The organism is Gordonia aichiensis (assembly GCF_039946255.1).
GTDB lineage: Bacteria > Actinomycetota > Actinomycetes > Mycobacteriales > Mycobacteriaceae > Gordonia > Gordonia aichiensis_A.
The window spans coordinates 1-12,323 of record NZ_JBCDWL010000028.1; the positions used below are offsets into that span (position 1 = coordinate 1).

Annotated in this window: 10 protein-coding genes and 1 pseudogene; 8 read left to right on the forward strand and 3 right to left on the reverse strand. The window is 70.0% G+C overall.

Going from position 1 to position 12,323, the window contains the following annotated elements:
- Positions 1-131: 131 nt before the first annotated feature.
- Positions 132-452 (forward strand): annotated as a pseudogene (locus tag AAFO60_RS20435) (TetR/AcrR family transcriptional regulator); the annotation flags it as partial.
- Here the strand turns inward: AAFO60_RS20435 and AAFO60_RS20440 are convergent.
- Positions 406-1,800 (reverse strand): amino acid permease, encoded by a 1,395-nt coding sequence (locus AAFO60_RS20440; RefSeq protein ID WP_347958085.1) that lies wholly within the window; start codon positions 1,798-1,800, stop codon positions 406-408. The pseudogene AAFO60_RS20435 and the gene AAFO60_RS20440 overlap by 47 nt on opposite strands.
- 38 nt (positions 1,801-1,838) lie before the next feature.
- On the opposite strand from AAFO60_RS20440, the gene AAFO60_RS20445 reads away from it, so the two are divergent.
- The 5 genes from AAFO60_RS20445 (at position 1,839) to mfd (ending at position 8,524) form a co-directional block, all read left to right on the forward strand.
- Positions 1,839-2,423, forward strand: coding sequence for a GNAT family N-acetyltransferase (locus AAFO60_RS20445; RefSeq protein WP_347958086.1), 585 nt, complete (start codon positions 1,839-1,841; stop codon positions 2,421-2,423).
- Between the two features lie 52 nt (positions 2,424-2,475).
- Positions 2,476-3,051, forward strand: coding sequence for a hypothetical protein (locus AAFO60_RS20450; RefSeq protein WP_347958087.1), 576 nt, complete (start codon positions 2,476-2,478; stop codon positions 3,049-3,051).
- A 76-nt stretch (positions 3,052-3,127) separates the two neighbouring features.
- A complete protein-coding gene (locus AAFO60_RS20455) occupies positions 3,128-3,661 on the forward strand; it encodes a copper chaperone PCu(A)C (RefSeq protein ID WP_347958088.1) in 534 nt (177 codons plus the stop codon).
- Positions 3,658-4,872 carry a Dyp-type peroxidase gene (locus AAFO60_RS20460; protein WP_347958089.1) on the forward strand — a complete coding sequence of 405 codons (1,215 nt, stop codon included), beginning with the start codon at positions 3,658-3,660 and terminating at the stop codon, positions 4,870-4,872. Before AAFO60_RS20455 ends, AAFO60_RS20460 begins: the two co-directional genes overlap by 4 nt.
- 82 nt (positions 4,873-4,954) lie before the next feature.
- A complete protein-coding gene (gene mfd, locus AAFO60_RS20465) occupies positions 4,955-8,524 on the forward strand; it encodes a transcription-repair coupling factor (protein WP_347958111.1) in 3,570 nt (1,189 codons plus the stop codon).
- A 288-nt stretch (positions 8,525-8,812) separates the two neighbouring features.
- Here the strand turns inward: mfd and AAFO60_RS20470 are convergent, their stop codons facing one another.
- Complete coding sequence (locus AAFO60_RS20470; protein ID WP_347958090.1) at positions 8,813-9,379, reverse strand: TIGR03086 family metal-binding protein; 567 nt, start codon at positions 9,377-9,379, stop codon at positions 8,813-8,815.
- A gap of 91 nt (positions 9,380-9,470) precedes the next feature.
- On the opposite strand from AAFO60_RS20470, the gene AAFO60_RS20475 reads away from it, so the two are divergent.
- Complete coding sequence (locus AAFO60_RS20475; protein WP_347958091.1) at positions 9,471-10,349, forward strand: helix-turn-helix domain-containing protein; 879 nt, start codon at positions 9,471-9,473, stop codon at positions 10,347-10,349.
- A gap of 83 nt (positions 10,350-10,432) precedes the next feature.
- On the opposite strand, the gene dapA is transcribed toward AAFO60_RS20475, so the two are convergent.
- On the reverse strand, positions 10,433-11,359 hold the full coding sequence (gene dapA, locus AAFO60_RS20480) for a 4-hydroxy-tetrahydrodipicolinate synthase (RefSeq protein ID WP_347958092.1): 927 nt from the start codon (positions 11,357-11,359) through the stop codon (positions 10,433-10,435).
- A 73-nt stretch (positions 11,360-11,432) separates the two neighbouring features.
- Between dapA and AAFO60_RS20485 the strand changes: the two genes are divergently transcribed.
- Positions 11,433-12,320, forward strand: coding sequence for a LysR family transcriptional regulator (locus tag AAFO60_RS20485; protein WP_347958093.1), 888 nt, complete (start codon positions 11,433-11,435; stop codon positions 12,318-12,320).
- Positions 12,321-12,323: the final 3 nt, after the last annotated feature.

Sequence of the window (12,323 nt, forward strand, 5' to 3'; positions counted from 1 at the left end):
GTTGACTACCGTGAGCATGAGGCGTGCCTTTCCGCCAGCGCTGCAACGCTGACTTGATCAAGTGACTACCGGGATCATTCTGCGGGAAGGCACGCCCTCCCAGATCCACAGGTCTTGATCATTCCTCCACCCGCTACTCAAGCCTGCTGAACGACGCGATCAGCCAGGTGGAGCACATCCTCGCCGGCGACTTCGAACGGCGAGGGTTCGACCCCGCTCTCGCGCCCCTGTATGCGCAGGCGCTCGTCGGAATGGTGTCGGTGACCGCGCAGTGGTGGTTGGACGTCCGGGAGCCGCCGAAGGAAGTGGTCGCCGCGCATCTGGTGAACCTGTGCTGGAACGGACTGACGCGGCTCGACCCGGAACCCGTGCTCGTCGACGCCGAGTACAAGGAGTCGGCGTCGACTACAGTGCACCCGAAACTGACCGATCCCGTCGACGACGGTCGATGAACGAACCGATCGCCCAGAGCACGACGACGAGGACTCCGGTGGAGATCACCTGATTGCGAACGGTGTCGGTGGTGAGGCCGAGAATGACGATCGCGATCAGGGCGACCAGTGTCAGCCACGACAGGTACGGGTATGCCCACATCCTCATCGGCAGGTGGGTGCCCGCGCGGTCGGCACGGCGACGGAGCACCAACTGGGCGCAGACGATGGCCAGCCACGTGACCAGCAGCGTGGATCCGACGACCGACAGCAGCCGATCGAGGACCTGGCTGCCCCACAGGTAGGTGGCTGGCACCGTGAGGAAGCCGACCACGATACTGGCGAGCACCGCGGGCGCGGGAACGCCGTTCGCACGCGTCTGCGCAGCCGCCTTCGGCGCCATGCCGCGCACCGACAGCGAGAACAACATGCGCGAGGCGCCGTAAAGGTTGACGTTCATCGACGACAGCAGGGCGATCACGATGATCGCGCCCATCGTGGTCGCGACCGCCGGGAGGCCGATCTCCTCGAGCACACCCACGAAGGGTGAGGTCCGAATGCGCGGGTCGTCGGCCGGCAGAACGAGCATGATGACCGCCACCGAACCGACGTAGAACACCAGGATCCGCCAGACGATGGTGCGGATCGACTTCGAGACGCTCGGCCCCGGATCGTCGGTCTCCGCGGCGGCGACGGCGATGATCTCGATGCCGCCGAACGCGAACGCCACCACCAGCAGTGCCGCGGCGACGCCGCCGACCCCGTGGGGCAGGAAGTCTCCTGCATTGCTCAGGCCCGGTGACGGCTCGGCGGTCCAGCCGAACAGGTACGCCATCCCGATCACCAGGAACATGACGATGAAGACGATCTTGATCAGGGCGAGCCAGAACTCGAGTTCACCGAAGTTCGACACACCGCTGAGGTTCAGGATGCTGAACACGACCATGAACACCAGCGACCACGCCCAGGCCGGCAGAACTCCGATCAGCGCGTACAGCCCCTCGGCCGCGGCCAACGATTCGGCCGCGACCACCACGGTCATCTGTATCCACCACAGCCAGCCCATCATGAACCCGGCGCCCGGGCCGAGCGCCTTGCCGACGTAGTAGGAGAAGGCGCCGGGGTTGGGGTCGGCGGCGGCCAACTCTCCCAGCATCCGCATCACCGAGACGATGATGAGTCCGATGATGGCGTAGGCGAGCAGCGCGGCCGGGCCCGCCAGGGCGATGCCCTGCCCGGACCCGACGAACAGACCGGCGCCGATCGCTGAGCCGAGGCTCATCATGATGAGGTGCCGAGGTTTGAGCCCGCCCTTCAGCTTGCTCTCGTCGACGACCTCGACCGGGTCCTGGTTGGAATTGGCCACCATGGAAGCCTAGTCGGCCCGGCGTGCGGCAGAATCACCCCATGCTGAGCATCCGTCCCGCCGCGATCGACGACTGCCAGGCCATATCCGACATTTATCGCTATTACGTCGAGAACTCGGTCGCAACCTTCGACCTGGTCCCCTTGACCGTCGACGAGTGGCGAGCGAAGCTGTCGTCGATCACTGTCGCGGGCCGGCCGTTCCTCGTTGTCGAGGACACCGACGCCGAGGACCCCGACGCGCAGACCGGCGGCTCGGTCGTGCTCGGCTACGCCTACCTCGGCGTCTATCGGGGCAAGGCCGGGTGGGCCTGGACCGCCGAGGACAGCATCTATCTGCGGCCCGAGGCGGCTGGGCGGGGGATCGGCAGCCGTCTGCTCCGAGCATTGCTCGACGCCGCCGACCCGGCGGTGACGCGCACCGTCATGGCCGTCATCTCCGACGAGGTCCCGGAGTCGGTCAAGCTGCACGGCAAGGTGGGCTTCGAGGAGATCGGTCGGACCAGCGGTGTGGGCCGGAAGTTCGGCCGATGGATCGGATGCGTCTACATGCGTTACACCCTGAAGGCGACCGACCTCGACGTCGGCCTCGACGGCGAGGCGGCGCCGACCTCGGGCACGCCGTGACCCGGTCGTCGCCATTTCAGTTCCTACGACAGCCGGTAGTAAAGTCGGCGGTGTGCTGATTCGTCCGACGCCGATGGGCGCGCAGGTCTCCGCGACCGCGCACGGCCTGTTGGCGGCGGTGGTCTCGCTGATTCTCGGCCTCGCGGCCCACTCGCTCGGCGGCGGTCACATTCCGTCGTCGACTCAACTTCTCGTGCTCGCAGCGCTCGCCCTGGGCGTCGGCTTCGTTCGCGCGGGGCAGATCCGCTCGGTGGAACGGTCCCGAGCCGTCGGGCGCAACCGCATCTCGGCGACGGGTTCGCTCGCGGCGCTGGTGGGCGGGCAGGTCGGCGCACACGTCGTCCTGTCGGTGATGGACGGGCACCTCGGACACGACATGGCGCCGGGGCCGCTGATGCTGGCGTGGCACGTGCTCGTCGTGCCCGCGGCCGCCGCCGTCCTGTTCACGGCCGAACGACTCGGCCGGGCACTGACCGCCCTCGTCACCCGCAGCCTGCTGCTGGCGGTCGCCGCGCCGGCGGTGCGCGAAACCGTCGTCGTCGGGTACCGCCGCGGTGACGACGCACGGCTTCGTCCGTCCCCGATGGTGGCGGCGGCCGGCGTGCGCGGTCCGCCCTTGCCGAACTGATCTCGTCATTCCCTTCACCCCGACCGCCGCTCACGGCCGTCGGGAGATCAGACTCTGCAAGAAATGAGAACTTCTCATGGCATCACGCCGTACCCTCCTCCGAACCGTCGTCGCCGGCGCCGCCGCGACGCTGACCCTGACCGCCCTCGTCGCCTGCTCGAGCAATGACGCAGCGCAGGCCACCGACGCCGAGGCGATCACCGTGTCCGACCAGTGGGTCAAGGCCGCGGACACCGGCATGACCGCCGCCTTCGGCGTCCTGCACAACTCGTCCGACCGGGAGATCCGCGTGACCTCCGCGCACACCGACGACGCCCGCAGCACCGAGATGCACGAGGTCGTCGACAACGGCACCGGCGGCACCGTCATGCGGCAGAAGGACGGCGGCTTCGTCGTCCCCGCCAAGGGCTCCATGACGATGGTCCCCGGCGGAGAGCACCTCATGCTGATGGGGATTCCCAAGCCGATCACCACCGGTCAGAAGGTGCCGTTCACGTTGCGGTTCGCCGATGGATCGACGGCGGAGTTCGACGCGCTCGCGCGTGACTTCGACGGCAACCAGGAGAACTACAACCCGGGCGAGCCGGAGCACTCCGGCTCGCACCAGTGACCTCGGAGCGGACTGGACGCGTCTCACGTCGAACCCTTCTGGCCGGCGGCGCCGGTCTCGCAGGGCTCGGCGTGGGCGCCGCCGCGGTGGGTGCCGGCCGAGAGATACTCTCGCCGGCGCCCGCCGCGGGCAGCGGCACCACCCCGTTCTACGGAACGCACCAGTCCGGGATCACCACCGACGCACAGGCACACGCACAGTTCATCGGCCTCGACCTCGTCGACCCGGGGAACGTCGACACTCTCGCAGGCGTCCTTCGCCTGTGGACGCAGGACGCGGCGCGCCTCACCCAGGGCGCACCCAGCCTGTCGGACACCGAACCCGAGCTGGCCGCCCTGCCGAGCCACCTCACCGTGACCGTCGGCCTCGGCGACCGCGTGTTCCGGGCACCCGCGCTGGCACCGCACCGCCCGGCGTGGCTGGCACCGCTGCCCGCCTTCTCCATCGACCGCCTCGACCCCCGCTGGGGCCAGACCGATCTGCTGCTGCAGGTCTGCGCTGACGATCCGGTGACGCTGGCGCACGCCACCCGGATGCTGACCGCCTCGGTGCGACGCAGCGCCCGGGTCCGCTGGGTGCAGCGCGGCTTCCGCAACAGCCCCGGCATGGCCCGGGGCACCATGCGGAACCTCTTCGGCCAGGTGGACGGAACAGTACAGCCGGCCTCTGACACCTTCGACCGACTGTTGTGGAACGACGGCTCCGAGCAGCCGTGGATGGCCGGCGGAACCTCCCTGGTGCTGCGTCGGATCGCGATGAACATGGACACGTGGGAGGCGCTGGACCGGCGCGGCCGTGAACTGTCCACCGGCCGCACCCTCGACACCGGCTCCCCGCTCACCGGTACCGACGAGTTCGACGCCCCCGACTTCCAGGCCACCCGCGGGGGCATTCCGGTGATTCCGGCGTCGTCGCACATCGCCCGGGCGCACCGGCGGTCCGACGTCGAGCAGTTCCTGCGGCGCGGATACAACTACGACGATCCGCCCGAGCCGGGGTCGGACGACACGTCTAACAGCGGGCTCCTCTTCGCGACCTACCAGCGGGATCCGGTCACTCAGTTCGTCCCCGTGCAGCAGCGTCTGGCCGAGCACGACGATCTGAACGTGTGGACCACGCCGATCGGCTCCGCGGTGTACGCGATCGTGCCGGGTGCGAGCTCGTCGAGGCCGCTGGGAGCAGCGCTCTTCGATGTCGGAGGGGTTGCCTAGAATCTAGGGAGTGACCACCCCTTCTGCGTCAGCGCCCACCCAGCCCGCCGCCTCGGGGCCCGCGACACCCCCGAGGCCGGCGCTGTCCGGGCTCGCCCCGTTCGCATTCCGCGACGCCGCCTTCGGGCTGATCCGGGAGCGGGCGGGGCAGTCCCGTCTCGACATCACGGCACCGGATGCGGCACGCCCGCTGGTGGTCGCGCAGTTGGCGACGCTGTCCGACGCCCCGGTTCTGGTGGTGACCGCCAACGGTCGCGAAGCCGACGACCTGACCGCTGAGCTGGCCGAACTGCTCCCGGCCGGCGCCAACGGCACCCCGGTGGTCGGGCAGTTCCCGTCGTGGGAGACGCTGCCGCACGAGCGGCTCTCGCCGAGCGCAGACACGGTCGGCGCGCGCCTGGCCGTCCTGTCGCGCCTGGCCGACCCGGCCGTCGCGCCGCTGCGCGTGGTGGTGGCGACCGTGCGGTCGCTGGTGCAGCCGATGGCGCCGGGGCTCGGCGCCATGCGCGCGGTCACCCTGTACGAGGGGGTCGAGGCCGACTTCGACGCGCTCATCGAGCAGCTCGTCGAGATGGCGTACGAGCGCGTCGACATGGTCGGCGCCCGCGGTGAGTTCGCGGTCCGCGGCGGCATTCTCGACGTCTTCCCGACTACCGCCGACTACCCGGTCCGCGTCGAGTTCTGGGGCGACGAGATCACCGACATCCGCGCGTTCTCGGTCGCCGACCAGCGCACTCAGCCCGAGATCGACACCTCGGTGGTGCAGATCCACCCGTGCCGCGAACTCGTGCTGACCGCCCAGGTCCGCGATCGTGCCGCACACCTTGCCGAGGGCACCGTCGACGAGACACTGCGCGAGATGCTCACCAAGCTCGCCGAGGGCATCCCGGTCGAGGGGATGGAGGCGCTGATCCCGGCGCTGGTCGACGGGCAGATGGAGATGCTCACCGAAGTGATGCCCGAGGGCACCCGGGTGCTGGTGCTCGACCCGGAGAAGGTCCGCACCCGCGCCGTCGACCTCGCACGCACCGGAGCGGAGTTCCTGGAGGCGTCGTGGAACGCGGCGGCCCTCGGCGCGGCCGCGCCCGTCGCGGCGGGGGAGCCGTCGATCGACCTGTCGGCGAGCGCCTACCGCGGCGTCGACGCAGTCCAGCAGGCCGCCGTCGACGCCGGGCGGTCATGGTGGACGATGAGCCCGCTGTCGACGGGTTCGGGGGCCGAGCTCGAACTCGATCTGGAACCGGGCCCGGCCCCGCACGGTCATCCCGACGAGCTCGCCGCGCTGATGAACTCGCTGCGCGCGCAGGTCGCCTCCGGCGGTCATGCCGCACTGGTGGCGGCCGGCCGCGGCACCGCCATGCGTTTCGTCGACCGGCTCGGGGAGGCCGAGGTCCCCGCGCGGCTCATGGAATCGGGGCAGGAACTGCCCGACGATGCCGTCGGCGTGTACCACGGGACGCTGCGCCGCGGGCTGGTGTGTCCGTCGGTCGGCCTGGTCATCGCCACCGAGGCCGACATCACCGGTGCCCGGGTGGTCGGCGCCAAGGACGGCCGCAGACTGCCTGCCAAGCGCCGCAACCAGGTCGATCCGCTCGCGCTGACCGCGGGCGACCTGGTCGTCCACGATCAGCACGGCATCGGCAAGTTCGTCGAGATGATCGAGCGGACGGTGTCCGGTGCACGCCGCGAGTACCTGGTCATCGAGTATGCGCCGGGCAAACGAGGGCAGCCGGGCGACCGTCTGTTCGTCCCGATGGACTCACTGGACCAGCTGTCGCGCTACGTCGGCGGCGAGCAGCCGAGCTTGAGCAAACTCGGCGGCTCCGACTGGGCCAACACCAAGAAGAAGGCACGCAAGGCCGTCCGCGAGATCGCCGGTGAACTGGTGCAGCTGTATGCGGCGCGACACGCGGCCCCCGGTTTCGCGTTCAGCCCCGACACGCCGTGGCAGCGCGAGATGGAGGACGCCTTCGACTACACCGAGACCGTCGATCAGATGACGGTGATCGGCGAGGTCAAGGCCGACATGGAGAAGCCGGTTCCGATGGACCGCGTCGTGGTCGGCGACGTCGGCTACGGCAAGACCGAGATCGCGGTGCGCGCCGCGTTCAAGGCGGTGCAGGACGGCAAGCAGGTGGCGGTGCTGGTCCCGACTACCATCCTCGCCGGGCAGCACCTGCAGACCTTCACCGAACGGATGGACGGGTTCCCGGTCACCGTGCGAGGATTGTCGCGCTTCACCGATCCGGCCGAATCCAAGGAGATCCTCGCGCAGATGGCCACCGGCGAGGTGGACGTCGTCATCGGCACCCACCGGCTGCTGCAGACGGGGGTGCGCTGGAAGGACCTCGGGCTGGTGATCGTCGACGAGGAGCAGCGGTTCGGCGTCGAGCACAAGGAGCACATCAAGGCGTTGCGGACGCACGTCGACGTGCTCACCATGTCGGCGACGCCGATCCCGCGCACCTTGGAGATGTCGATGGCGGGCATCCGCGAGATGTCGACGATCCTGACCCCGCCCGAGGAACGCCACCCCGTCCTGACCTATGTGGGCGCGCACTCCGACAAGCAGGTGGCCGCGGCCATCCGCCGCGAACTGCTCCGCGACGGCCAGGTGTTCTACGTGCACAACCGGGTCTCGACCATCGACAAGACGGCCAAGCACATCGCGAACATGGTGCCGGAGGCGCGCGTGGTGGTCGCGCACGGGCAGATGGGCGAGGAGCAGTTGGAGCAGACGGTCCAGGGGTTCTGGGACCGCGAGTACGACATCCTGGTGTGCACCACGATCATCGAGACCGGGCTGGACATCTCCAATGCCAACACGCTGATCGTCGACCGCGCCGAGAACTTCGGTCTGTCGCAGCTGCATCAACTGCGCGGACGCGTCGGCCGCAGCCGCGAACGCGGGTACGCGTACCTGCTGTACAGCGGTGAGAAACCGCTCACCGAGACCGCGTACGACCGCCTCGCGACGATCGCGCAGAACAACGAGCTCGGCGCGGGCATGGCCGTCGCGCTCAAAGACCTGGAGCTGCGCGGTGCGGGCAATGTGCTGGGCGCCGAGCAGTCCGGTCACGTCGCCGGCGTGGGGTTCGACCTGTATGTGCGGCTGGTCGGTGAGGCGGTGGAGGCGTATCGCGCCGCCGCCGACGGCAAGCCGGTCGACGCGCAGGAGAACCTCGAGGTCCGCATCGATCTGCCCGTCGACGCGCACATCCCCGTCGAGTACGTGGAGGCCGACCGACTGCGGCTCGAGGCCTACCGCAAGCTGGCGTCGGCTGCGAGCGACGACGACGTCGACGAGGTGATGAGCGAGTTGGTCGACCGCTACGGCGAACCGCCCGTGGAGACTCAGCGACTCGCCGCCATCGCGCGACTGCGCCTGCGGTGTCGGGAACGCGGGATCACCGAGGTCGGGGTGGCCGGACAGTCGATTCGCATCGCCCCGATGCTGCTGCTCGACAGTCAGCAGGTCCGGTTGGCGCGCCTGTATTCGGCGGCCGGTTATCGTGCGGCGACGCACATGGTCACCCTCCCGATCCCGCGCACGGGCGGCGTCGGCTCGGCGCGCCTGCGCGACACGAAGCTCGTCGAGTACCTGGTGACCTTCTTGCAGACGATCGCCCCGCTCGACGCGGCCGTGAAATAGTGCGGCGGGGCCTTCGGTCGGCGGAGCCGACGGTGCCGTTCAGGCTGGTCGACCGTGGAGCGGGCGGTGCCGTTCAGGCTGGTCGAGTAGCCACCGAGCGGAGCGAGGCGGCGTATCGAGACCCTCGCCCGTGGGTCTCGATGCGCGTCCTGCGCTTCGCTTCGGTCGCTTACTCGACCACCCTAAAGGTGCTTCGGGCGCCTAACGGGGCGGACGCCTATCAGGCTGGTCGAGTAGCCACCGAGCGCCAGCGAGGCGGCGTATCGAGACCTCGGGCGCCCACCGACCTCAGCGCAGACGCGGGTCTCGGCCAGTGAGTCCCACCAGCCGGTCCAGCGGCGACGCGGTCTCGGGCACGTCGACCGGCGGCCCGAACATCTTGCCCTCGCCCTGGGTGTCCGGGGAGAGCATCGTCGGCGCGAACGCGAGTGAGGCCTCGAGTCCGTCCGCGTCGGGCGCCCAACCCAGACCCGCCGCCTGCGCCAGATCCCAGCCGTGAACCTGGTACTCCCACAGGATCATCGACGCGGCCATGTCGCCGGGCATCGAGGCGCCGCCGATGCTCACGGGGTTCGCCAGTGCGGCGGGTAGAATCTGCGCGAGGCGGGCGGCGTTCGCGCGGACCTGCTCGGCTCCCGATCCCTCGACCGTCACCGCGGCGGCGTCGCTGCACTCGTTGTCGTCGGACGTGTAACCGTCGGTGAACGCGGTGAGCCAGCCGACGACGTGGCCGCGCAAGGTCTGGAAGTCGAAGTCGGCGCACGGGGTCGGGGCGGTCGGCGGCGTGTCGGCGGCGGCGTCGAGAAGGTCTGCCAGGCGGTCGAGCACTCGGAGCAGCGATTGTGAAGTGTCCATGCGTCGACGGTAGAAGCCGCGCCGCCACCGAGTCTTGAAGATCTGCGACAGCGCGCCCGCGAATGTCGCAGGTCGGTCCTACGGTGGACTGGTGAACTCAGTACAGCGGCGGGTCGGGACTCCTGCGCCGATCGGCGGCACCCGCGGAATCCTGGCTCCGGGCCGCATGTTCACCGTCGTCGACTTCGACCGGTACCCGGCGCCGCCGGAGCTCGAGGGGCTGATCGACTGGTTCTGGTCGGTGCGCTGGGATCTGTCCGACAACCAGCGGCACCGACAACCGGTCCTGGCGACGCCGGCGGTCAACATCAGCGTCGGCGTCGCACCGCCGCCCGGCGACGATCCGCCGTCGGGTCCATTTCCGCTCGCTGCGCGGTTCAACGGCGTCACGACCGACCTCGCGGTGCGTGTGCTGTCGGGTACGGGTTGGAACTTCGCCGCGAAGTCGACCGTCGGCGGTTTCGGCGCGTGGTCCGACGACGTGCACGCCCTCAACGACACCCACCTGCCGGTCGGCGACGTCTTGGCCGTCGACGACGACGCGCTGGCGGTCCGCGTGGCCGACGTCGAGTTCGGTGCGCGGCGTGCCGGGCCGATCGGTGATGAGCTGATCCGGCTGCTCGCTGCGCGGCCGTCGTCTCGCATCGCCCGAGCGCGGGAGGTGTCGGCGGTCGCCGCCGCCGCGGAGTCCGACCGCAGCATCCGGACAGTGGAGGAGCTCGCCGCGTTGGGCGGCATCACCGTGCGGACCCTGCAGCGCATGTTCGGCTCGTGCGCCGGCGTCTCGCCGACGTGGGTGATCCGGCGGTTCCGGCTGATCGAGGCGGCCGACGCGGTCCGCGACGGCGGTCCGGTGGACTGGGCGGCCCTGGCCGCCGACCTCGGCTACGCCGACCAGTCCCACCTGACGCGTGACTTCACCGCGACCCTCGGCATCTCGCCTGCGGCCTATGCGGCCGGGAACCGGTGAGCCGCGCCGACCGTCGGATCTCGCGTGCACCTTTTGTCCACCAGGTGGTCAAAAAGTGCACGCCAAACGTCGGCCGGGTCGCGTTACGCCGTCGCCAGCACGGGCGGCAGCAGTCCGACGGCGGCCAGGGCGGCGCGGACCGCGACGACCTCGGCGTCGGTCGCGGCCAGCAGCGGAGCGCGCACGCTCGAATGCTCGATCACCCCGACCTCGCGCATCGCGGTCTTGGCGGTCACGACGCCGGGCGCGATCTTCATCAGTGTCGCGGTGAGGGGACGCACGGCGTCGTTGACGGCCCGCGCGGTCGCCAGATCGCCTGCGTCGACGGCGTCGATCAGTTCCCGATGACGGTCGGCGACCACCGCGCCGACCACGCTCACGACGCCGGACGCGCCGGCGGCGAGGTACGGGAGATTGAGTTCGTCGATGCCGCAGTAGTACGCGATCCCGGTCTCGGCCATCACCGACATCGCCTCGAACAGATCGCCCTTGGCGTCTTTGACCGCCTGGATCCGCGGATGCCGCGACAGTTCGACCAGCGTCTCGCGGCTCATCGCGAGCCCGGTGCGCCCGGGGATGTCGTACAGCATCACCGGCAGATCGGTGGCGTCGGCGATCGCCGTGCAGTGCGCCACGACCCCGGCCTGCGACGGCTTCGAGTAGTAGGGCGTCACCACGAGGAGCCCGTCGGCGCCCGCCGCGGCCACCGCGCGTGCCGTCTGCACGCTCTTGGCGGTGTGGTTGGTGCCGACTCCCACCACCAGCCTGCAGGCGGCGCCGGCGCCCTCGCGGACCAGGGCCAGCAGGTGCAGCAGTTCGTCGCCGTCGAGGGTCGGTGCCTCCCCGGTGGTTCCCGCGACGACGATCCCGTCGCAGCCGGTCCGCGTCAGATGTTCGGCCGCGGCGACGATGCCGGCGTCGTCGAGCGAGCCGTCCGGATTCATCGGGGTCGGCATGGCGACGAGGTTGGCTCCGAAGAGCGCGCGGGCGTCGGGCGGCGTGGTGGTCATGGGTTCTATCGTCGTCGCCCGAAACGATCACGACAAGCGAAGGGTTATCGTGAGTAATCGTTAGGAGAGCTTCATGATTGATGTCGGGGCGTTGCGAGCCCTGCGGGCGATCGCCGATCTGGGGACGATGGCGCGCGCCGCCGCCGAACTCGGCTACACGCCGTCGGCCGTTTCGCAGCAGATCAAACGGCTCGAATCGCAGGTGGGAGTGCGTCTGGTGGCGCCCGCGGGCCGGCGGGTGGTGCTGACGCCGGCCGGACAGGCGCTGGTCGAGACCGCGCCCGAGGTGCTCGACGCGATCGAGAAGTCGGTGGCGGCGGCCCGCTCGGTCGACGGCGGCGCGCCCCGCGGTGTGGTGAGGATCGCAGCGTTCTCGACCGGAATCCGTGGTCTGGTGGCGCCGGCGTTGCGCGGTTTCGCCGAGCGGTTCCCCGATGTGCGGGTCCAGATCTCCGAACTCGATCCGGAGCCGGCGGTGTACGCCGTCGAATCGGGCAACGCCGACCTGGCGTTGGTGCACGACGCGGACGGCGTCAGCGTCTCGGTGCCCGACTCGCTCGAGCGCGCCCGACTGCACGCTGACGTCGGCGACCTCGTCGTCCCGGCGGCGCATCCGCTCGCGCGGGGCGGCGGACCGGTGGGTCGCGCCGAACTCGACGGCTGCCGCTGGGTCACCAGCCCGGTGGGGACGGTCTGTCATCGGTGGTTCGAGCGGCTCTTCGCCGGCTCGGAGACCCTCCCCGACGTGGTGCATTCGGTCGACGACTTCGGCACGCAGCTGGCTCTGGTGTCGGCGGGGGAGGTGGTGGCACTGATCCCGCGGCTGGCGCGTCCCACCGTGCCCGACGACGTCGTCGTCCGGGAACTGCGCGACGCGCCCCGCCGCGAGGTGCACACCGTCTGGCGTCGCAGCGCCGAAACAGATCCGGCGCTGCGAGCGGTGCTGACGGTCCTCGGCTGAGGC

Coding starts and splice junctions, on each gene's coding strand:
- AAFO60_RS20440 (WP_347958085.1), bottom strand. CDS start 1,800: ATGGTGGCCAATTCCAACCAGGACCCGGTCGAGGTCGTCGACGAGAGC.
- AAFO60_RS20445 (WP_347958086.1), top strand. CDS start 1,839: ATGCTGAGCATCCGTCCCGCCGCGATCGACGACTGCCAGGCCATATCC.
- AAFO60_RS20455 (WP_347958088.1), top strand. CDS start 3,128: ATGGCATCACGCCGTACCCTCCTCCGAACCGTCGTCGCCGGCGCCGCC.
- AAFO60_RS20470 (WP_347958090.1), bottom strand. CDS start 9,379: ATGGACACTTCACAATCGCTGCTCCGAGTGCTCGACCGCCTGGCAGAC.
- dapA (WP_347958092.1), bottom strand. CDS start 11,359: ATGACCACCACGCCGCCCGACGCCCGCGCGCTCTTCGGAGCCAACCTC.
- AAFO60_RS20485 (WP_347958093.1), top strand. CDS start 11,433: ATGATTGATGTCGGGGCGTTGCGAGCCCTGCGGGCGATCGCCGATCTG.